Source organism: Streptomyces sp. NPDC041205 (assembly GCF_055591765.1).
In genome coordinates, this window is the sequence record NZ_JBVIZH010000003.1 from 431,124 (window position 1) to 451,927 (window position 20,804).

A 20,804-nucleotide genomic window follows, 5' to 3' on the forward strand; every position below is an offset into this window, starting at 1 on the left:
GAGGTGGTCGAGAGTATTGGATGGATCAGTACAGAATATGGACATGGTCGACCCCGGGGGGCGAGGCATTCATGACCGTGTGGCTGTCGCCGCGTGCCGGGAGCCGCGAGGATCAGGGGCGCAGCGCGTCCATGGCCGTGTCGGCGATCGATTCCAGGACCGCCCGGCCCGCTCCCGCCTGCGCCGAGACGCGCATCCCGCCGATGGTGGCGTTGATGAACCGGGCGAGCGTCTCGGCGTCCCGCTTGGCGGTGATCGTTCCGTCGCGCTGCCCCGCCTCCAGTGCGATGCGCAGGAGGCCGAGCCGGATGCCGAGGTCGCGTTCGACGAGCGCGGCGGCCTCCGGGTCGCGCCGCGCCAGTTCCACGACCGTGTTGACGGTGAGGCAGCCGATGCTCGTCCCGTCGTCCTCGCGGTACTCGTACTCGCTGTTGACGATGCGGGTGAACAGGGCCTCGATCCGCTCCATGCCGGAGCGTGCGGCGTCCTCCAGGATCTCGGCCTGGGGCACGCTCATCAGTTCGATGTAGCGGGCCAGGGCGCGCCGGAACAGGTCGTGCTTGCTGGTGAAGGTGTTGTAGATGCTGCTGCGGCCCAGTCCGGTGGCTTCGCACAGATCCTGGGTCGAGGTGGCCTCGTAGCCGTTCGCCCAGAAGGCGCGCATCGCCGCGTCCAGGGCCCGGTCCTCGTCGAACGTCCGTGGTCGGGCCATGTCGGTACCGTAGCCGTTTTGGAACGCGTGATGCAATATAAATCCGGATTTGCCGATATGGCAATGCCATTTGCGTTCCTGGGGAGGGCGGCGCATGGTCGTGGTGGAGGTGTTAGCCATGAACGATCAATTGGACGACGTGTACGACGTAGTGGTGATCGGCGGTGGCGCCGCGGGTCTGAACGGCGCGCTGATGCTGGCCCGGGCGCGCAGGACCGTGGTGGTCCTGGACGCGGGAGCCCCGCGCAACGCCCCGGCGGACGCGGTGCACGGGCTGTTCGGGCGGGAGGGCATGCCGCCCGCCGAACTCCTGGAGCGCGGGCGGGCCGAGGTGCGCGGGTACGGCGGTCAGGTGGTGTCCGGCGAGGTCGACGAGGTCACCCGGGACGGGGACGGCTTCGTGGTCGGCCTGGCCGACGGCCGGACGGTCCGGGCGCGCCGGGTGCTGGTGGCGACCGGCCTGGTCGACGAGCTGCCGGACGTGCCGGGGGTGCGTGAGCGGTGGGGCCGGGACGTGATCCACTGCCCGTACTGCCACGGCTGGGAGGTGCGGGACCGGGCCATCGGCGTGCTCGCGGGCGGGCCGATGTCGCTGCACCAGACGCTGTTGCTGCGGCAGTGGAGCGCCGACATCACGTACTTCGCGCACACCGCGGAGCCGCTGACCGACGAGGAGGCGGAGCGCCTTGCCGCCCGCGGCATCCGTGTGGTGGAGGGGGAGGTCGCGGCCCTGGAGGTCGTCGACGACCGTCTCGTGGGCGTGCGGATGGCCGACGGCAGCCTGGTGCGCCGGGAGGCGCTCGTCGTCGGGCCGCGAATGGTGGCGCGCGTCGGCTTCCTGAAGGCGCTCGGCGTGGAGCCGGTGCCACATCCCGCGGGCGAGTACGTGCCGGCGGACGCGACGGGGCGCACGGACGCGCCCGGCGTGTGGATCGCGGGCAACGCCTCGGACCTGTCCGCGCAGGTCGGCGGGGCCGCGGCGGCGGGGGCGTTCGCTGCGGCACAGATCAACGCCGATCTGGTGAACGAGGACACGGAGCGGGCGGTCGCCGGGTACCGGGAGGAGCTGGCGGGTGCGGGTGGCCGGGCTGGGACGGGACGAGAGGCCTGAGGCGGTGCTGGGCATGAGGTCGGGCGGTGGTGCGCGGCGGAGCTGGGGGTGGGGGCGCGGGGCGGTGCGGGATGGTGCTCCCGCCTCGCCCCGCACGCCGACCCGGCGGCGCCCCGCCCCCGGCCGCAGGCGCCCCCGAGCCGCAGGCCCGTCTCACTCCGGCCACACGACCCCGAACGCCCGCCCCGCGTTCACGGTGACGATCCGGTCCACCAGCTCCTTGCCCACGGCCTGCTCCAGGCGTGGCCGTACCCGGCGCAGCAGATGGGGCATCCCCGGGCCGCCGTTCACGGAACGCGCCCCGGCGGTCGTCGTGTCGCCGCCGAGCAGGAGCTGATCGCCGTGCCCGGCGTCCGCGAGGGCGCGTACCGCCTCCGGCATCCGCCAGTCCGTGGCGTGGTTGGCCCGTGACGGTCCGTCAAAGGCGAGCCAGGCGCCCGCCGATGCGGCCTCGCGGTGCACTTCCAGGTCGGGGGCGCGATTGAGGTGCCCCAGGACCACCTTGTCGGGCGGGACCTCCAACTCGCCGCACAGCAGGTCGAGTACGTCGAGCACGCCCGTGCCGAGTTCCAGGTGTACGGCGATGGGAGCGCCCGTCGCCCGGTGGGCCCCGGCCGCCGCGGCCATCGTCCAGCGGGCGTGCGCGTCCAGGCCGTGGAAGCCGCCCGCGACCTTGATGAGTCCGGCCCGCACACCGGTGTCGCCGATGCCCTGCGTGAGTTCGCGCACGAACACCGCCGCGAGGACATCGGGGTCCCCGTCGCCCAGCTCGCTGAGCAGCTCCGGGGAGTAATGCGCCGCCTGGTGCAGCCCGGTGGCCGCCACGATCCGGACGCCCGCCGAGCGCGCGAGGCCGGGCAGCTCGGCGGCGCACCGCCCCATGCCGTGCGGCGTCCACTGCACGACACTCCGCCCGCCCTCGGCGCGGAACGCGGCCAGCTCGGCCGCGGCGGCGGCCACGGAGTCCAGCTCCTGGCCCGGCAGTTGCGGGCTCCGCAGGAAGAGGTGGTCGTGGGCGTCGCAGACCCCCAGATCGCCGGGGCCGACATCGCCGAGGACGGTCCGGACGGCGACCGCCGCACCCACACCCGACGAGTCCGCCTCCGACATGCTGGCCCCCGACCCGCCCGTACTCAACGCCCCGGCCCTCACCACGCCCGCCCCCGGCCCACCCGCTCCAGCTCCGGCGTCGAGCAGTGCAGCACCTGGAACGCCTCACCGCTCGCCCGCGCCGCCGCACCCTCGGCCCACAAGGAGAACGTCACCGCCTCCCAGTGCCGCGGGTCGACCGCGACCAGTACGCCGACGGCCCCGTCCCGTGCTGCCAACGCCTCTGCCTCCGTGAGCAGTTCCTCGGCGAGGTCGGTGGCGCGGGTGCCCTCGGGGACGGGCCTGCGGTGCCGCACGGCGGTGCGGGGACGGTCACCGGCTGCGCCCCCGTCCTCGTAACCGACCGCCATCCAGTGCTGCACCACCGGACGTCCGAAGTCGTCGCACAGCCCTTGGAATCCGGGGCCCCAGAGGAAGGATCCGAGGCCTTCGGCGGTGTGCCAGAGATAGAACGGCGCGTACTGGTTCACCGGTGAGCCGTCGACGCCGCGTTCGCGCATCAGGTACGCCTTGAAACCCAACCCCGGGAAGGCGTCGAGGAGATGGCCCTTGGTCGCCACTCGCTCGCGGATGACGCCCATGTCGTAGTCGGCGGGCAGGGTGATCTCGTACTGCTTGGCGTGCATGCGTGCTCCAGGGAAGGTGCGGGGCTCGGGCCTCAGGCGGTCGTCGGGTACTCCGGGTCGGGGACGAGCTCCTCCCACGTGGCCGTCGTGCCGTCGTCCGCCGCCTCGACGACGGCGAGATGCGTCATGAACGTGCGTGGTCCGGCGCCGTGCCAGTGGCGCTCGCCCGGCTCGATCCACACGGTGTCGCCCGCCCTGATGGGCTCGACGGGGCCGCCGTCGCGCTGCACGTACCCCTCGCCCTCGGTGACGTGCAGGACCTGGCCGCGCGGGTGGCGGTGCCAGGCCGTGTGGGAGCCCGGGGCGAAGTGGACGCTGAACACGCGCAGCCGGGACGGCGGTTCGGGGTGCGCGATCTCGTCGAGCCAGACGGTGCCGGTGAAGTTCTCGGCGGGGCCCTGCTTGCTGGCGGGGCGGGTGCGGGTGATGTGCACGGGTGGTTCCTTAACTCGGTTGGTGAGCGCGGAAGGTGAGCCGAGAGAGGTGGGGGCGTGTGCGGCTCGGCGTTCAGGAGCGCGGCGCGAGCAGCGCCAACAACCCCCGTACCCCCGCGTCGAACGCCTCCGGCGAGCCCGTGGCGCGGGCCAGTACATAGCCGCCCTGCACGGTCGCGACGATCGTCGACGCGATCTCGCCCGCGTCGAGCGCGACGCCGAACTCGCCCCGGTCCACGCCTTCTTGGACGATGTCCGCGAGCCGCCCGCGCAGCCACTCCAGGGTCTCGGTGACCGGCTCCCGCAGCTCGTCGCTCGCGATCACGTCGGGGTCCATCGTCAGCCGACCGACCGGGCAGCCGCGCAGCACGTCCCGCTCGCGCAGGAGGTACGAGGAGACGCGGTCGTACGCCGGTCCGTCCCCGGCGAGGGACACCTCCGCCGTGGCGCGCATCTCCTGGGCGGTGCGGCGGATCGCCGCGAGGGCCAGATCCGGCTTGCCCGCGAAGTGGTGGTACATGCTGCCCTGTCCGGCGCCCGCGTGCTGCTGGATCGCCTTGGGGCTGGTGCCGACGTAGCCGCGCTCCCACAGCAGTTCGCGCGTGGACTCGATCAGACGCTCCGGGGTGCTCATGAGGCGACTGTACATACTAATAGGTACAGAAGTCCAGGTGAGGGGGTGCGAGGACGATCCCGTGACGTCGTCCCGTACCGGAGAAGCAGGCGGCGCCGGGCCGTGTACTCCCCAGGAGGTACGCGCACTGCCGCTGGCCGTACGACGACTTCGCGCCCCGCGCCGAGGAGCCTCGAAAGCGAACGCACCAGTGCGCACCGAGGGCCGGAAGCCCTGGTCACACGGCTGGCACCTGCCCTTCCCGAGGAGATGGACACCATGCAGACCCTGGCATTCGACGGCGGACCCGGCCCGTGGATCCTGTTCTTCCCGCTGATCTGGGCGGCCGTCGTCATCGGCGTCGTGACCTTCCTGCGCCGCACCGTCCGGCGCGGCCGGCGCGGACCCTGGCGTGTCGGCGGGAGCGGCGACAAGTCGCCGATCGCCGTGCTCGGCCACCGCTTCGCCGCCGGTGAGATCGACGAGGACGAGTACTGGCGCCGACTGAGCGTCCTCAACGAGGAGTTCGGCCGCGCCTCGAAGGGCGGCAGGGCATGAACACCGCCGACCTCCGGCAGCAGCCCGCCGCCCCGGACGCCGCGCGGGTCGAGTCGGCCGTGAAGGTCTACGGCTCGTCCTCCGACACCGCCGTGACCGCCCTCGACGGCGTGAGCGTCGGCTTCCCCGCCGGACGCTTCACCGCGATCATGGGCCCTTCGGGCTCCGGCAAGTCCACACTGATGCACTGCGCGGCCGGTCTGGACACCCTGACCTCGGGCTCCGCGTACATCGGCGACACCGAGCTCGGCCCGCTCGACGACCGGCGCCTGACCCTGCTGCGCCGCGACCGCGTCGGCTTCGTCTTCCAGGCCTTCAACCTGGTGCCGACGCTGACCGTCGCCGAGAACATCACGCTGCCCATGGACCTGGCGGGACGGCGCTTCGACCAGGAGAGCCTGGAGTGGACGGACGCCCTCATCGACGTCGTCGGCCTGCGCGACCGGCTGCGCCACCGGCCCGCCGAACTCTCCGGCGGCCAGCAGCAACGCGTCGCCGTGGCACGGGCGTTCGCGGGCCGCCCCGACGTCGTCTTCGCCGACGAGCCCACCGGCAACCTCGACTCCCGCTCCGGCGAGGAGGTCCTCGGCCTGCTCGGCCGTGCGGTGCGCGAGATGGGCCGCACCGTCGTCATGGTCACCCACGACCCGGTGGCCGCCGCCCACGCCGACGAGGTCGTCTTCCTCGCCGACGGCCGCCTCGTGGACCGCATGGCGGCGCCCACGGCCGACAAGGTCCTCGACCGTCTGAAGGCGTTCGACACGAGGTCGGCGGCCGTGTCCGAAGGAGCACGCTCATGAGTTCCACCGGTTCGCCGCTCTCCGCGGGGAGCGGCCGTCCCACCGGCTCGACGGCCGCGGCCCTGCGGATCAGTCTCACCTCGCTGCGCGGCCACAAGCGCCGCTTCGCCGGTACGTTCTTCGCGGTGCTGCTCGGCGTCGCCTTCCTGGCGGGCACCCTCGTCATGGGCGACACCCTGCGCGCCAGTTTCGACACGATGTTCGACAACGCGACCCGCGGCACCGACGCGGTCGTCCGCGGCGCCAACACCATCACCACGCCCGGCGAGAGCCAGGGCGTGCGCCGATACGTCGACACCGCCCTGGTCGACCGCATCGAGCGGGTCCCGGGCGTCGCCGCCGCCGTGCCCGGCATCCAGGGCGCGGGCCAGCTCATCGGCAAGGACGGCGACCCGATCGGCGGCCAGGGCCCACCCACCCTGGCCGGGAACTGGATCACCGACCCGGAGCTGAACGCCTACCGCCTCGCCGAGGGCCGCGCACCCGCCAGGAGCGGCGAGGTGGTCGTCAACCGCGGCGCCGCCGAGAGCGGCGACCTGAAGATCGGTGACACCACGACGCTGCGCACCCCCGACCCCGTCAAGGTCACGATCGTCGGCCTCGCCACGTTCGGCGGCGAGGACGGCATGGCGCAGACGACGTTCACGGGCATGACGCGGGGCGACGCCGAGAAGTACCTGATGCCGAAGCCCGGCGAGGCCGCGACCGTGCAGGTACGCGCCGGACCCGGAACGACTCAGCAGGAACTCGTCGACGCGCTGACTCCCGTCCTGCCCAAGGGAGTCGAGGCCATCACCGGACAGGAGGCGGCGGAGGAGAACTCCGACATGATCTCCGGTCAGTTCCTCACCCTGTTCACCACGTTCCTGCTGGTCTTCTCCGGCATCGCGCTGCTTGTGGCCACCTTCTCCATCCACAACACCTTCGCGATCGTCGTGGCCCAGCGCACCCGCGAGAACGCACTCCTTCGCGCCCTCGGCGCCTCCCGCCGCCAGGTCACCGCGTCCACGCTGACCGAGGCGTCCGTCGTCGCCGTCGTGGCGTCCGCCGCCGGCCTCGCGGGCGGCATCGGCATCGCCGCCGGTCTCCAGGCGCTGTTCCCGGCCATCGGATTCCCCTTCCCCGAGGGCGACTTGGTGATCAGCGGTACGTCGATGCTGCTGCCCCTCGCGGTCGGGGTCGCCGTGTGCGTGGCCTCCGCGCTGCTGCCCGCCGTCCGCGCCGGGCGCACCGCCCCGCTGGCGGCCCTGCGCGAGACGGCCGTCGACCACTCCGGCGCCTCCCGCACCCGCGCGGCCGTCGGCACCGGCATCGCCCTCGCCGCCGTCGCCCTCACCCTGGTCGGCGTGCTCGCCTCGCCGTCCATCTGGCTCGCGGGCGGCGGCGCCGTGCTCGCCCTCGCCGCGTTCGTGGTCCTCGGGCCCGTCGCGTCCTCGCGCGCGGTACGCATCCTGGGCGGGCCGCTCGACCGGCTGCGCGGCGTCACCGGCTCGCTGGCCCGGCGCAACGCCCTGCGCAGCCCCAAGCGGACCGCCGCCACCGCGAGCGCCCTGATGATCGGCGTCGCCGTCGTCTGCCTGTTCACCGTCTTCGGCGCCTCGCTGAAGGCCACCATGGACCAGACCGTGTCGCGCTCCTTCGCGGGCGACGTCGCGGTCAGCACGCCGTCCTTCGGCGCGGGCGGCAGCGGACTCAGCCCCCGGCTCGCCCCCGCCATCGGGGAGCGCCCGGAGGTCGCCACGGCCGTCGGCCTCGGCAGGGGAGTGGCCGAAGTCAACGGCGAGGGCCGGGCGTTGACCGTCACCGACCCGATCGCGCTCGCCAAGTCCTTCGACCTCGGCAAGGTCGAAGGGTCGATGAGCCGCCTGGGCGACGAGGGCATCGCCATCACCCGCAAGGAGGCCGACAAGCAGCACCTGAAAGTCGGCGACAAGGCCGAACTCGCCTTCACCGACGGCAAGAAGGACACCTTCACGGTCCGCGCCGTCTACGGCCAGTCCGAACTCGCGGGCGACTACGTCATCACCCGCGACGCCTGGGCCCCGCACCGCTCCCAGGACGCCGACACGCTGGTGTCGGTGACCTTCAAGGACGGGGTGAGCGCGGCGGACGGCGAGGCCGCGGTGTCGGCCGTGGCGAAGGAGTACGGCAACCCGGAGGTCCAGACCCGCGACGAGTACGCCAAGGCCGCGGCAGGCGGCATCGACATGATGCTGACCCTCGTCTACGCCCTGCTCGCCCTCGCCGTCCTCATCGCCCTGCTCGGCATCGCCAACACCCTCACCCTCGCCGTGCACGAACGCACCCGCGAGCTGGGCCTGCTGCGGGCCGTCGGCCAGACCCGCGGACAACTGCGGGCCATGGTCCGCTGGGAGTCCGTCCTGGTCGCCGCGTTCGGCACGGCGGGCGGCCTGGCCCTCGGCGGCTTCCTCGGCTGGGTCCTGGTGAAGGCCTCCGACGGCGCGTCCGACAGCGCCTTCGCGTTCGCGCTGCCGCCGGTACAGCTCGCCGTGGTCGCCCTGGTGGGCCTGGCGGCCGGAGCCCTCGCGGGCCTGCGTCCGGCCCGGCGCGCCGCCCGCCTCGACGTCTTGCGGGCCGTCGCCGCGGAGTGACGTGCGGAGGTGAAGTCACCGCCCGGTCAGCCGGCAACGGCGGACCGGGCGGGAGCATGGGCGCCGACGGGGGCGGGAGCCTCGGCGAACGGGTCGGCGCACGGGGTTCCGTACACCGGATACGCCGGCAGCGACGCGGCGGCCGACGGAGCGCAGAGCGTGAACCAGACGACCTTGCCCGTGTCGCCCTGCGGCTGCGCGCCCCAGCTCTCGCTGACCGCCGCGACCATCGCGAGCCCGCGTCCGCAGGTCTCGAACGGATCGGCGTCGTGCACCACGGGCAGCCTCGGATCGTGGTCGTGGACGGAGACCATGAGGCGTTCGAGCAGCAGCTCGATCTCCACGGTGCAGGTCTTGTCCGGCTCGGCATGCCGATGGACGTTGGTCAGGAGCTCGGTCACGCCGAGCGCGGCCTGGTCTATCAAGGGATCGAGATGCCAGTAGCGCAACTGCGCAGAGACGATTCTGCGGACCTGGCCGATCCGCGACGGCAGGGCTTGGAGCTCTACCGTGCAATGCCTGCTTGGCTGGCTGATCACGGTGCGACTCCCCGAATTGAGGTCCGGAAGAAGACGGCGTTCGGATCCAGCAGGGGCCGCGCTCGCGCCGCCGCCTGCGGTGGTGACCGGCGGGCTGGTTCGCAGCGTTATCACCGGTAAACCCAGAGTGATGTGACACCAGCGTGACTCAGGGGGTGGGGGCGTGCAACTCGCGCCCCTGCCGCGCCCCTCAGTCCCGGCGCCCGCCGGTCGCGAGACGTACCGCTTCGAGGAAGGTACGGACCGTGGGCGGCCCCGCCTCCCCGGGCACCGGATCGTGCTCGCCGAGCGTCAGCAGATACCGGGTGCCGTTCACCTCGGCGAGCGCCTTGTCCTGCGGGGCGAACCATGGCTTGGCCGTGCGCACCGCGCGCAGTGGCGCGCTGTCGATCTCCGTGCCGTAACTGGTGAGCAACTCCAGCCTGCCGTCGCTGATCCGGACCTGGCCGGCATGGGTCAGCGACCGCAGCCGTCGCCCGATCCGTACACCCGTGGCCCTGAACTCCGGCTCCGCCATGAGGCTCCGCCCCCCTCGTGCGCCTGGTGTCGACGCGCCCTCGGTGTGGTGACGCACGGCGCCGCACGCCCGTCGTACGGCACCTGGTGGAAACCTACCCCTGTTCCGTGCGGTGCAGTGTGCACGCGCACGGCGTCGAGGACCAGTGTGCCCGGCGACGACGCACATGCCACTTCGGTGCGTGACCGGTGCGGCGCGCCGCCCGGGGCCACCCGGCGGGCAAGGCCCTCCTTTGGGTGCTCGAAAGGTGTGTTTATGCAGGTGAGGGCCGTGTTGTGGGTGTTTATCATCGAGGTGTCCGGCCGGACCGATCCCGTTCCGGCACGAGGCCTAAGGAGCCCGCGGTGAGCACCATCCAGCACGAACCGGCCGACGAGCCGATGGCCACGCTCGACGTGGACCGCAGCGACGACGCGTACCGCACTTGGCTGAAAGAGGCCGTGCGCAAGGTCCAGGCCGACGCCAACCGCTCCGCCGACACCCACCTCCTGCGCTTCCCGCTGCCCGAGCGGTGGGGGATCGACCTGTACCTCAAGGACGAGTCGACGCACCCGACCGGCAGCCTCAAGCACCGGCTCGCCCGCTCGCTGTTCCTGTACGGCCTGTGCAATGGCTGGATCCGTCCGGGGCGCCCCGTGATCGAGGCCTCCAGCGGCTCGACGGCCGTCTCCGAGGCGTACTTCGCGAAGCTCATCGGCGTGCCCTTCATCGCGGTGATGCCGCGCACGACGAGCGCCGAGAAGTGCCGCCTCATCGAATTCCACGGCGGTCGGTGCCACTTCGTGGACGACTCGCGCACCATGTACGCGGAGTCCGCCCGGCTCGCCGTCGAGACCGGCGGCCACTACATGGACCAGTTCACCTACGCGGAACGGGCCACCGACTGGCGCGGCAACAACAACATCGCCGAGTCGATGTTCCAGCAACTGCGCCTGGAGCGGCACCCGGAGCCCGCGTGGATCGTCGCCACGGCGGGCACCGGCGGCACCTCCGCGACCATCGCGCGCTACGTCCACTACATGCAGCACGACACCCGGATCTGTGTCGCCGATCCGGAGAACTCCTGTTTCTTCGACGGCTGGACGAAGAACGACCCGGACGCGTCCAGCGACTGCGGCTCGCGCATCGAAGGCATCGGCAGGCCGCGCATGGAGCCGAGCTTCGTGCCCGGCGCCATCGACCGCATGATGAAGGTCCCCGACGCGGCGAGCGTCGCCGCGGTGCGCGCCCTGGACCGGGCCATCGGCCGCAAGGCGGGCGGCTCGACCGGCACGGGGCTGTGGAGCGCCCTCAGGATCGCCGCGGAGATGGTGGCCGCGGGCCGCACGGGCAGCGTCGTCACCCTCATCTGCGACCCGGGCGATCGCTACCTGGACAAGTACTACTCGGACGCCTGGCTTGCCGAGCAGGGGCTCGACATCGCGCCGTACGAGCGGACGATCGAAGGGCTGCTCGCCACGGGGGAGTGGCCCGCGCACGCCGACTAGGCCCGCCGGAGCCGGAGCCTGGGCCGGGTCAGCCGCCGTTCGTGCCGGAGAGGTGCCGGTCCAGGTTCGCCACCGCCGCGTGGAAGGACGTGCCCATGCCCCGGCGGCCGCCGCGCTTCATCAGGAACCGCGTCAGGGCCACGGCGTCCGCGGCGTACGTCCACTGCACGCGGGTACCCGCGCCCCGGCCGTCGGCCGGCTCCAGCGGGATGAGCCGCCACTCCTCCACCAGGGCGCGCAGGCCGGGGAAGTTGGTCAGGTCGACGCGGTAGGCGTACCGCGTGGGCGCGTCCGTCGCGAGGAAGGTCTCGCGGAACCAGAAGCGGCCCTGGACGCGCACCAGGCGGCCCAGACCGTCGTCGAAGGGCCTCGCGTACACCACCGAGCTGTGCCACGCGGGCAGGCGCCGGACGTCCTCGAGGACGTCGTACACCGCCTTGGGCGGCGCCGCGACATCGTGCGTGAACACCAGGCGGACCGGAGCGGTCTCGAGGAACTCCAGGCCCTCGGGCCTCAGTCGGCGTGGCATGAACGCGACCCCCTGGCGGGACGAGGCGGTGGACCGGGCCCGACCACCATAGCCGGGGCCCGTCAGAAGTCGCCGGAGTTCGCGTCGCCGGTGGTGCCCGCGGCTTCGGCGGCGTCCTCGGGCGCGCCCGCGACCAGGAGCCGCCGCAGTTGCTCGGAGATCTCCGCGCGGGCCCGCGCGGGCAGCCCCGCGTCCGTCACCAGCGTGTCCACCTGGCCGAGCGTCGCGAACGAACTCAGGCCCACCGTGCCCCACTTGGTGTGGTCCGCGACCACGACCACCCGGCGCGCGGACTGCACCAGGCGCCGGTTCGTCTCGGCCTCCGCGAGGTTGGGCGTGGACAGGCCGGCCTCGGCCGATATCCCGTGCACACCGAGGAACAGCACGTCGAAGTGGAGCGCCGCGATCGCCTGGTCGGCGACCGGGCCGACCAGTGAGTCCGACGGCGTGCGCACCCCGCCCGTGAGGACCACCGTGGCCGCGCCCTGCCGCTGGCCGGAGCTGCGCTGCGCGGAGTGGAAGACGTCGGCGACCCGCACCGAGTTCGTCACGACCGTCAGATCCGCGACGTCGAGCAGCTGATGGGCGAGCGCGTACGTCGTGGTGCCGCCGGAGAGCGCGATGGCCGTGCCCGGCGCCACCAGGGTCGCCGCGGTCCGCGCGATGTCCTCCTTGGCGCTCAGCTCCAGGCCCGACTTGGCCTCGAAGCCCGGCTCGTGCGTGCTGGCCTCGGCCACCGGCACGGCGCCGCCGTGCACCTTCTCCAGGACGCCGAGACGGGCAAGGGCGTCCAGATCACGACGGACGGTCATATCCGACACGCCCAGTTTTCTGGTGAGTTCATTGACCCGGACGCCGCCGCGGCGACGGACCTCGTCGAGGATCAGGGCGCGACGCTGCTCCGCGAGGAGGTTCTGATTCTCACTCACGTCAGGTCCGGCCCTTTCGCCTAGTCAAGCCCGTCACCGGGTCGCCTCATCCTCGCACGAGCCGTCGTTGCGGGTGCCACCGACCGGGCGGCCCCGCCATCCGGAAGGGGGACCTGCCGAAGGGGGAGATTACGTGAGGGCGGCTGCGCGCGGGGCGGGAAACGGCGATCCTTGTGTTCCTGCACGGCTTGCATGGCCCGTACACGGCTCATGACAGCGCACGACTCGGGGGAAGCGGAACAGTGGAGCGCGCCACGGCGGCCCGGACCGCCCGGAACAACGGACCGGCACACCCGAACCAGCCAGAGGACCCAAGCCCCACGGCACACCCGGAACGCGGCGACGAGGCCGAGCCGATCGCCCTGGAACTCCTCGTCCACGGCGTCGGCGGCACCACGCCCGAGGAGATGCTCGACGACCCCCGCACGGTCCGCGTGTCCGGCGACGGCACCGCCGCCGTGTACCGCCGCGCCGACGACGTGGACGCAGAGTCCCGCCCGGCCGACCACCGCGACCGTCCGGTCCAGGAGGCCTACGTCTGGTCCAACCTGACCTCCGGCAACGGCTCCCGCGCCCTGTGGCTGCTGCTCCTGCCGTTCATGGTCGTCAACCTCGCCCACTGGATGCGGCCCTCGGCCCGCCGCGCGAAACGCGCCGTGCGGACGTACGGCCTGCTGGTGCGCCTGGTCGCCCTCAGCCTCACCGTGCTCCTGGTCGCCGCCGCCTGCGAGATCGCCATCGACCTGACGGCCTGGCAGTGCGCGGGCACCCGCGCCTGCGTCGACGACCACTCCTGGCTCGGCTTCCTCGCGCCCGAGTCCGCCGGGGGCGGCGGCTGGTGGTCGCAGCCCGGCCGCCGCCTCGCGCTCGCCGCGCTCCTTCCCGCCGCGCTCACCGGCCTGCTCTGGTACCTGTCCCACCGGACCTGGAGCGCGTACGAGTCCCAGCAGCCCCTGTCGCACCAGCCGGACCCGGAGGAGACCAGCCGCAACGCCCTGGGCAAGCCCGGCTTCTGGTACGGCCGCAGGCTCGTCGCCCGGCTGCGCGCCGCCCACACGGCCGCGGGCCTCCTCACGGTCGCCGCGGCCGTCGGCGCCTCGGCCGCCCGCCACGACCGCAGGGCCGGTGGGCCCGCCCTCCTCGACGTCCTCGGCTGGGCGCTGGAGTCGGCCCTGGTCGCCGCGGGAGCCGTCGTCGTGTGGGTGGTCTGCCGCCGGGGCCGCAGCGAGAACCGCCTCGACCGGCGCCTGGACCGCACCCTGGTGCGCCGACTGCCCCTCGCCGCCCTCGCCCTGCTCGTCCTCGCGGTCCTGTACGCCGGGTGGTCCCGCCCCGGCTGGACCTCGACCGGACGGCTGCCCGGCAACACGACGTTCGGCGGCATCACCCTCGTCCAGGGCGCCCTGGTGCTCGCCCTCGCCGTGGCCGCGACGCACATCCACCGCACGTCCCCGGACGCCCGCACCGCCATCCGCGGCCTCGGCGGACCCGCCGTCGCCATGCTGGCCTGCGCCCTCGGCGGCGTGATGTCGGGCGGCGGCTCGCAGCGCGTCGCCGACTGGCTCGACGGTTCGGGCTCACCCGGCGCGGGCGGCTCGATCGACGGCCCGCCCGCACTCCTCACCTGGCAGGCCTCCGTCATCCCGCCGCTGCTCGTGATCGTCGCCGTCCTGTGCGGCTGGCTCGCGGTGCGCACCGCCCAGCGGCTGCGCCGGGAGCTGGCCCAGGTGCCGCGCGACTACCCGGACGAGCGTCCCGACACCGCCCGTACCCGCCGCATCGCGAGCACCCGCGCGGGCGCCGCCCTCACCGACCGGGTGCCGCAGATCGTCGGCGTGACCTCGGCCGCGACGCTGCTGCTCGGCGCGGCCGCCCTCGTCGGAGCCTGGGTCACCGACAAGGTGCCGGGCGAGGCGGCGAAGAGCGCGCCCGCCTTCGTCGAGGGCACCGCCGAGACCTCGCAGGCACTGGGCTCCTGGTTGATCGGCCTCGGCTTCATACTGTTCGTCACCTGGGGCCGTCGCGCCTACCGCGACCCCTCGGCCCGCCGCACCATCGGCATCCTGTGGGACGTCGGCACGTTCTGGCCACGCGCGGCCCACCCCTTCGCGCCGCCCTGCTACGCGGAGCGCGCGGTGCCCGACCTGACCTGGCGGATGCACACCTGGACTCGTGCCACCGGCGGCCGCCTGGTCCTCTCCGGCCACTCGCAGGGCAGTGTCCTCGCGGCGGCCGCGGCCTGGCAGTTGCTGCCCTCCGTACGCAAACGCGTCGCGCTGCTCACCTACGGCTCACCGCTGGAGCGCCTCTACGGCCGCTGGTTCCCCGCGCACTTCGGCCCCGCCGCCCTCAGCTCCCTGCACCGCGAGGTCGACTGCTGGCGCAACCTGCACCGCCCCACCGACCCCATCGGCGGCCCCGTGCGGCTCCACGGCGACTGCGGCCCGCAGGTCGACCGGGAGCCCCTGAAGGACCCGCTCGCCTACGGCCGGACCGAGGCCCACCCGCTGCCCGCGCCGATCCTCGGGCACGGCGACTACCAGGCGGACCCGGCGTTCGCGGAGGAGCGGGGGCGGCTGCTCGCCCGGCTGCGGCCGGCCGTGCCGAGGCCGAGGCCGGAGGGTGCGGGGGCGACCGAAGCCGCTGTGGGGGCGGGCGCGCCCGGGGCCGCGACGGCGGCGTCCGAAGCTACAGCAGGTCCGGAAGGTCCGGAAGGTCGTCCGAGTACAGCAGGGTGAGGTCGTCCGTGCTCGGCGCGCCGAGCTGGGCGACCCGGCCCGCGTGGCGCTCCACCATCGCCTCGAACGTCTGCCGCGCCGTGCGGCCGTTGCCGAACGCCGGGCCCTTCGGGATCGCCGTGAAGTACTTCAGCAGCGCCTCGCCCGTGCCCGGGCCGAGCGTGTACTCGTGCTCCTCGGCCTGCTGCTCGACGATGCGCAGCAGCTCCTCGGGCGCGTAGTCGCCGAACGTGATCGTGCGCGAGAAGCGGGACGCGACGCCGGGGTTGACGGACAGGAACCGGCTCATCTCCGCCGTGTAGCCCGCGACGATGACCACCACCGCGTCGCGCTGGTCCTCCATCAGCTTCACGAGCGTGTCGATGGCCTCGCGGCCGAAGTCCCGCCCGGAGTCCTCAGGCGACAGCGCGTACGCCTCGTCGATGAACAGCACGCCGCCACGGGCCCGTTCGAAGGCCTCCTGGGTGCGGATCGCCGTCGAGCCGATGTGCTCGCCGACCAGGTCCACGCGGGACACCTCGACGAGATGGCCGCGCTCCAGGACGCCGAGAGAGGCGAGGATCTCGCCGTAGAGCCGGGCGACGGTGGTCTTGCCGGTGCCGGGGGAGCCCGTGAACACCAGGTGGCGGCGGACGGAGGCCGCCTTCAGGCCCGCCTCCTGACGGCGCCGCCCCACCTCGATCATGTCGGTGAGGGCCCGTACCTCACGCTTGACGCTCTCCAGGCCGACCAGCGTGTCGAGTTCGCCGAGCACGTCCTTCGACGAGCGGGACTGCTGCTCGGGCACCGCGGGGACGGGCTCCTGCGGCTCGCGCCGGGCGGGCACCGCGCCGAGCAGCCCCGGGGACTGCGTGGCCGTCTGTGTGACCGGCTCCGGCGCGGCCGGGCGGACGCTCGCGCTCTCGTCGCTCGTGCAGTCCTCGACGAGTGGCCCGTCCTCGGCGAACTCGTAACCTCCGCGCGCGCAGCGCTCCGTACGGCACCTGCGCAGTGTCGTACGACAGCCGTCGATCACGTGGAAGCCGTAGCCGCCGCTGCCGATGACCTTGCAGCGGTCCAGGCTGCCGCGGCCGCCCGCGGAGACGTAGAAGCCCGCCTCGGCGGGGGAGGTGACCGTGCACCGCTCGATCGTGGGGTCGGCGCCCTTGGTGACGATCACGCCCGTCTGGGTGCCGTCCACCGTGCAGCCCGCCAGAACGCCGCCGCTGCCGTGGTCGCGGAACCAGGCGCCGGTCGCGGCCTCGCGGATGCGCACGTCGTCCAGCTGGGCGGTCGCGCCGTCGCTCACCGACACCGCCGTGTTGCGCACCTGCGTCAGGTCACTGTCTATGACGTCGACGCGTGATCCCCGGTCGAGGACGAACAGCGCGTCCGGCACGTCGTGCACCCGGCACGACTCCAGGACGGCCGTCGCGCCGTCGCTCACCCACACCGCCGGATAGTCGCCCGTGCTGTCGTGGATCTCGCACTGGTTGGCGTCGACGCGCGTGCCCGGGTCCCACACCGACAGGCCGTTGCGGCCGAACTCGCGGACGGTGGTGCGCGTCAGCGTCAGGACCGAGCGCGAGCGCAGGTCGACCGCGTTCTCCGGGATGTCGTGGATGCGGCAGTCGGCGAGGGTGAGGACGGCGTCGGTGTCGAGGGTGACGCCGTCGGACGTCGTGCGGTGCACGTCGCAGTCCGTCAGGTGCGCCGTGGCCCGCGCGGTGATCTGCACGCCCGAGCCCTTGATCTCGTACACCTCGCAGCCGACGGCCTCCAGGCCGCTGCCCTCGCCCGTGACGGACAGACCGGCGCCCGAGGCGTGGTGCACCCGGCAGCGCTCCAGGCGCGGGTGCCCGCCGCCGCGCACCGCGACGCCGGACTGCCCCGCGGCGACGACCTCGCACTCCTCGAACACCCCGCCGCCGCCGTCGAGCACGCCGATGCCGATGCCGCCCGGGTTGTCGACCGTGCAGCGGCGCAGCGTCGGGCGGGCGCCGCCGCGCACCTCGATCCCGGCGGCGGAGCGCGTCATCACCCGCACGTCCGTCAGCTCCGGGGCGCCGTCCTCGATGAGCAGCGCGGGCGCGGCCGAGTCCTGGCCCTCCACATGGAGGTCCTGCACGAGCGCGGACGCCCGCACCGTCAGCGGCACCCCGTCCACCGGCGCGATGCGCACGGAGCCGGGGGAGCCCTCGGGGCCGCGGAGCGTCACCGCGCGCTGCACGACGAGGTTCTCGCGGTACGTCCCCGGGGCCACCGTCAGGACGTCCCCGTCGCCCGCGGCCTCCAGGGCGGCCGCCAGCGATGCGTACTCGCCTGTGCGGCGCCGCCACCGCGACGTACCGGTGTGCGTCACCTGGACCGTGCCCTGTGCCATGGAGTTGCTCTGCCCCCACCTCGAAGTTCGCGGGACCTCGCGCCCGCGCGCAAGGAGACCGAAGAGTTCGCCCGGTCCACCGTAGCGCGCGGAGGGAGGGCGAGTTGACCTGATGGCCGCGCCGACGGGCACGGTCCCACCTGCGCTGGCGCGGGCGCTCGGGTGCGGGGGGCGTGTGGGGTGGGGCGGTCGGGGGCGTCGGGCGAGGGTGCGTGGGGGTGCGGGGTGGCTTGGCCGGGGGTTGTCGGGCGAGGTACGCGGCGGTCTGGGCCCGCTTGGTCAAGGGCTCCCGTGCGCGTGTGTGCGGGTGATTCGCGCTCGTGTGCTCCAGTGCCTCCGCGCTCGCCGGATCAAGTGCCCGTGCCCGCTCCCTCAAGCGTCTGCGCCCACCTCCTCAAGGGGCCGTATCCCGACGCGGCCGTACCCTCTCGCCCCCTCTCGCTCAGGCGTCCGCGCTCGCCTGCTTGGGCACCTGCGGTCACGTGCTCCGGCGTTACCGCGCGCGCCCGCTCAAGTGCCCTGTGCTCGCCCGCCCGACGAGTGTGTCCCCGATGAACCCGAGCCTCCGTGCTTGCCTGCTCAGGCGCCTGCCTCCGGACCTGCGCGTGCGTGCCCAGCGCCCCAGGGCTTCCACGCCCACCCGCTCGACCGCCCTCGCCCTCAACTGCCCTCGCCCGCCTGCCCGAGGCTGATGCGTCCCGCCCACCCGAGGCGCCCCCGCCAGCTCACGCACCGGTCCCCGCCCGCCCCCAGTCCGGCCCCGCCTTGGCCCAGGCCTGGTCCCAGCGGGCGTAGCGGCGGCGGACGGCGCGCCAGACGATGAGGCGGCGGGTGCCCTCGATGAGGCCGGCGCAGGCGAGGGTGGCACCGAGGCCGGCCAGGGCGGCGTGGGTCGTGGCTGTGGCGGTGTCCAGGGGGCGGCCGACGATGCGGCCCTCGGTGTCGGTCCAGATCCGGAACCGGTCGCCCGGGTGCGGGGACTTGAGGTCGGATGCGACCGTGCCCGCGCGGCCCGAGCCGTCCGGTCCGGTCCAGCTCGCGAGCACCCGGCGGTGCGCGTCGCGCGCCGATGAGGTCTCGGGGTCGGGGTCGAGCGGGGGCTGGTCGAGCTTCTGCAGGACCGTGGCGGTGACGCTGTGCCGGGCCTCGCGCTGAGCCTGGACCGACCGCAGCAGGGCGTCGTGCGTCAGGACACCGGCGACCGCGCCGACGACGGGGGCCGCGACGACGATGAGCACAAGGGCGGCGAGCGCCACCCAGGCCTCGGCGAGGTCGGTGCCGCGGCGCAGCGGATTGTGGCGCCAGCGCCAGAGTCCGGCGATCGCTCGCACAGTCCTGCACCCCCTTCCGCGTCCGTGATAGCCGCGAACGGCACGGCGCACGCCCGGAAGGCAGGAAGAGAGAGCGACATCACCCCGCGCGAGCGCACGCGCCCTCACCCCGCCGGGACCCCGCCCGCGCGCAGCGGGTGGGGCAACCGGGCCTCACTGAGCCTCCATCGGCTTCAACGTCCTTCCACCGACGTCGAGTTCCCCGGCCGCGCGGCGTTCATTCGAGGATCGTCAGCGGGTCACCGATTCGAATGGTTCCGGTCGATTCCGGGATCAGATTCAGACCGAAGAGCAACTGGTCACCGCTGCGACGATGCCGGGCGAGGGTGCGCAGCGGTTCCTTGCCGCGCTCGGCGGTGCGCTGGTCGGTGGTCGTGACGACGCACCGCGCGCACTTCCTGGCCACGCGGAACTCCACCTCGCCGATGGCGAGGCGCGACCAGTCGTCCTCCGCCCACGGCGCGACGCCCTCCACGACCACATTCGGCCGGAAGCGGTTCATGGGCAGCGGGCCCTCGTCCGCGTGGTCGCCCTGCGCGATGAGGGAGTTCAGCGCGTCGAGCGAGGACAGCGTGGTGAGCAGCAGCGGGAAGGCATCGGCGAACGAGACGGTCTCACCGGGCCCGCCGTACGCCGCGTTGATGGGGCGCCGCGTCGCCGGGGCGTCCAGATGTCCCAGGCGTACGTCCAGGTCGAGGAAGTCGCTGAACCAGGCGTCCGCCGAGGGATCGGCGGGAACGGCCTCGGACTTGTCCCGCAGGAACTCCACCGGCACGGTCGCCCCGGGCTCCGGGACGCCGACGGCAAGCGTCTCCATGCCGGGTGCGGACACACGCATGCCGCCGTCGGGCAGTGGCTCGACGGCGGCCAACGCGAGGCGCGGATGGGGCCGTTGCGTCACGGCCCGGCCCGCGCTGTCGACCAACACCCATCTCCGGTCACCCGCGAGCCCCCAGGGCTCCACGACGGCCTCACGCGCAGCGTGCCCCCCGGCCGCCTTCAGCGGGTGGATGTGGATCGAGTGGAGCCGGGCAATCGACATACGGCCATCCTGCCAGCGGGCACTGACAGCGAGGGCCGCCGCCGATCAGTAGCCCCGGTACTGCCGGTTGTACGGGTCTTCGTGCGGCGCCGGGGCCGGGCGGGGCGCCGCGGGACGCATCGCCTCGTACCCCGTACCGCCCATGGGGCGCTGCTGCTGGGGTCCGGGGTAGCCGCGCGGGGCTCCGGCCTGCTGCGGGATGTACGGCGCCGGGGCCTGTTGCAGCGGTGCGGGCTGCGGGGCGGGCGCGTAGCCGTACGCCGGGTTCGGGTGGGCCGCGGCGGGCATGGGCGCCGGGGCCATGGCGGCCGCGGGATAGCCCGAGGGGCCGGAGGGCAGGGCGGGCAGCGCGGCCGGGAGGGCGGGGAGGTGGCTGCCCGTGTCGTACGCGGAGGGGACCCGGATCGGGGCGATCTGCGGGGTGCCCCGCTCGGCGACCAGCGAGTCGTAGATCGGGGTGTCCGGGAAGGACGGCGCGGAGTAGTAACCGCCGCCATAGGTGGAGCGGGGGGAGGTCATGCTCCATAAGTTAAGCCCTTGATGTGCTGGTTGGGGAGACCGATAAGAGGGTTGTTTTACGTGTCGCCAGGGGCTGCGGATCCCCAATGCGAGCGAACTTGGGAAAATCGGTCGCGTGGCGACGTACGGATCGTGTAAATAGCGCGTTCCTCAGGGGTTACCCGTGGTCGACCGGGGGCTGTCGAGGGCCGTTGCCGGGACCGCGTGTACGTCTCTTCGAATGCCAGGTAATAGG

General features: G+C 73.3%; 19 protein-coding genes. 6 read left to right on the forward strand and 13 right to left on the reverse strand.

The features are described 5' to 3' along the window. Positions 1–112 precede the first annotated feature (112 nt). Entirely contained in the window at positions 113–712 is a 600-nt protein-coding gene (locus ACZ6BG_RS16180) for a TetR/AcrR family transcriptional regulator (protein WP_469001290.1), read from the reverse strand. A gap of 118 nt (positions 713–830) precedes the next feature. On the opposite strand from ACZ6BG_RS16180, the gene ACZ6BG_RS16185 reads away from it, so the two are divergent. Then, positions 831–1,823, forward strand: a complete 993-nt coding sequence (locus ACZ6BG_RS16185) for an NAD(P)/FAD-dependent oxidoreductase (protein ID WP_469001292.1) — start codon at positions 831–833, stop codon at positions 1,821–1,823. A 153-nt stretch (positions 1,824–1,976) separates the two neighbouring features. Here the strand turns inward: ACZ6BG_RS16185 and ACZ6BG_RS16190 are convergent, their stop codons facing one another. From ACZ6BG_RS16190 to ACZ6BG_RS16205, 4 genes are all read right to left on the reverse strand, one after another. Further along, positions 1,977–2,933 carry a phosphotriesterase family protein gene (locus ACZ6BG_RS16190; protein WP_469001294.1) on the reverse strand — a complete coding sequence of 319 codons (957 nt, stop codon included), beginning with the start codon at positions 2,931–2,933 and terminating at the stop codon, positions 1,977–1,979. 38 nt (positions 2,934–2,971) lie between these two features. Beyond that, positions 2,972–3,559, reverse strand: a complete 588-nt coding sequence (locus ACZ6BG_RS16195) for a DUF4865 family protein (RefSeq protein ID WP_469001298.1) — start codon at positions 3,557–3,559, stop codon at positions 2,972–2,974. A 32-nt stretch (positions 3,560–3,591) separates the two neighbouring features. Next, positions 3,592–3,993 carry a (R)-mandelonitrile lyase gene (locus ACZ6BG_RS16200; RefSeq protein ID WP_469001302.1) on the reverse strand — a complete coding sequence of 134 codons (402 nt, stop codon included), beginning with the start codon at positions 3,991–3,993 and terminating at the stop codon, positions 3,592–3,594. Between the two features lie 73 nt (positions 3,994–4,066). After that, complete coding sequence (locus ACZ6BG_RS16205; RefSeq protein WP_469001306.1) at positions 4,067–4,627, reverse strand: TetR/AcrR family transcriptional regulator; 561 nt, start codon at positions 4,625–4,627, stop codon at positions 4,067–4,069. A 258-nt stretch (positions 4,628–4,885) separates the two neighbouring features. Between ACZ6BG_RS16205 and ACZ6BG_RS16210 the strand changes: the two genes are divergently transcribed. The 3 genes from ACZ6BG_RS16210 to ACZ6BG_RS16220 are packed head-to-tail and all read left to right on the forward strand — an operon-like array spanning position 4,886 to position 8,576. Then, the gene (locus ACZ6BG_RS16210) at positions 4,886–5,164 is read left to right on the forward strand and encodes an SHOCT domain-containing protein (RefSeq protein WP_469001310.1); all 279 of its coding nucleotides are present in this window, start codon (positions 4,886–4,888) and stop codon (positions 5,162–5,164) included. After that, positions 5,161–5,964, forward strand: coding sequence for an ABC transporter ATP-binding protein (locus ACZ6BG_RS16215; RefSeq protein ID WP_469001312.1), 804 nt, complete (start codon positions 5,161–5,163; stop codon positions 5,962–5,964). The genes ACZ6BG_RS16210 and ACZ6BG_RS16215 overlap by 4 nt, the downstream gene beginning before the upstream one ends. Continuing rightward, a complete protein-coding gene (locus tag ACZ6BG_RS16220; RefSeq protein ID WP_469001314.1) occupies positions 5,961–8,576 on the forward strand; it encodes an ABC transporter permease in 2,616 nt (871 codons plus the stop codon). The genes ACZ6BG_RS16215 and ACZ6BG_RS16220 overlap by 4 nt, the downstream gene beginning before the upstream one ends. A gap of 26 nt (positions 8,577–8,602) precedes the next feature. Here the strand turns inward: ACZ6BG_RS16220 and ACZ6BG_RS16225 are convergent, their stop codons facing one another. Both ACZ6BG_RS16225 and ACZ6BG_RS16230 read right to left on the reverse strand, forming a co-directional pair. Further along, positions 8,603–9,115: an ATP-binding protein gene (locus ACZ6BG_RS16225; protein ID WP_469001318.1), complete on the reverse strand. Its 513-nt coding sequence runs from the start codon at positions 9,113–9,115 to the stop codon at positions 8,603–8,605. 190 nt (positions 9,116–9,305) lie between these two features. Further along, positions 9,306–9,632, reverse strand: coding sequence for a hypothetical protein (locus ACZ6BG_RS16230; protein WP_468458329.1), 327 nt, complete (start codon positions 9,630–9,632; stop codon positions 9,306–9,308). A 380-nt stretch (positions 9,633–10,012) separates the two neighbouring features. Here ACZ6BG_RS16230 and cds1 point away from each other — a divergent pair, with 380 nt between their 5' ends. Next, positions 10,013–11,119 carry an L-cysteine desulfhydrase Cds1 gene (gene cds1 / locus ACZ6BG_RS16235; RefSeq protein WP_468458540.1) on the forward strand — a complete coding sequence of 369 codons (1,107 nt, stop codon included), beginning with the start codon at positions 10,013–10,015 and terminating at the stop codon, positions 11,117–11,119. A gap of 28 nt (positions 11,120–11,147) precedes the next feature. Here the strand turns inward: cds1 and ACZ6BG_RS16240 are convergent, their stop codons facing one another. Together ACZ6BG_RS16240 and ACZ6BG_RS16245 are read right to left on the reverse strand one after the other, a co-directional pair. Then, the gene (locus ACZ6BG_RS16240) at positions 11,148–11,648 is read right to left on the reverse strand and encodes an SRPBCC family protein (RefSeq protein WP_469001325.1); all 501 of its coding nucleotides are present in this window, start codon (positions 11,646–11,648) and stop codon (positions 11,148–11,150) included. Positions 11,649–11,710: 62 nt separating this feature from the next. Beyond that, positions 11,711–12,577, reverse strand: a complete 867-nt coding sequence (locus ACZ6BG_RS16245; protein WP_469001329.1) for a DeoR/GlpR family DNA-binding transcription regulator — start codon at positions 12,575–12,577, stop codon at positions 11,711–11,713. A gap of 407 nt (positions 12,578–12,984) precedes the next feature. Here ACZ6BG_RS16245 and ACZ6BG_RS16250 point away from each other — a divergent pair, with 407 nt between their 5' ends. Continuing rightward, the gene (locus ACZ6BG_RS16250) at positions 12,985–15,315 is read left to right on the forward strand and encodes a hypothetical protein (protein ID WP_469002943.1); all 2,331 of its coding nucleotides are present in this window, start codon (positions 12,985–12,987) and stop codon (positions 15,313–15,315) included. On the opposite strand, the gene ACZ6BG_RS16255 is transcribed toward ACZ6BG_RS16250, so the two are convergent. The 4 genes from ACZ6BG_RS16255 to ACZ6BG_RS16270 all read right to left on the reverse strand — a co-directional run bounded on the left by ACZ6BG_RS16255 (position 15,266) and on the right by ACZ6BG_RS16270 (position 20,569). Further along, the gene (locus ACZ6BG_RS16255; RefSeq protein WP_469001333.1) at positions 15,266–17,677 is read right to left on the reverse strand and encodes a right-handed parallel beta-helix repeat-containing protein; all 2,412 of its coding nucleotides are present in this window, start codon (positions 17,675–17,677) and stop codon (positions 15,266–15,268) included. The two genes, ACZ6BG_RS16250 and ACZ6BG_RS16255, sit on opposite strands and share 50 nt — an antisense overlap. Positions 17,678–18,402: 725 nt before the next feature. Beyond that, positions 18,403–19,008: an Rv1733c family protein gene (locus tag ACZ6BG_RS16260; RefSeq protein ID WP_469001337.1), complete on the reverse strand. Its 606-nt coding sequence runs from the start codon at positions 19,006–19,008 to the stop codon at positions 18,403–18,405. A 217-nt stretch (positions 19,009–19,225) separates the two neighbouring features. Continuing rightward, a complete protein-coding gene (locus ACZ6BG_RS16265) occupies positions 19,226–20,050 on the reverse strand; it encodes an MOSC domain-containing protein (RefSeq protein ID WP_469001341.1) in 825 nt (274 codons plus the stop codon). Positions 20,051–20,095: 45 nt separating this feature from the next. Continuing rightward, positions 20,096–20,569 carry a DUF6643 family protein gene (locus tag ACZ6BG_RS16270; RefSeq protein ID WP_030358088.1) on the reverse strand — a complete coding sequence of 158 codons (474 nt, stop codon included), beginning with the start codon at positions 20,567–20,569 and terminating at the stop codon, positions 20,096–20,098. Positions 20,570–20,804: the final 235 nt, after the last annotated feature.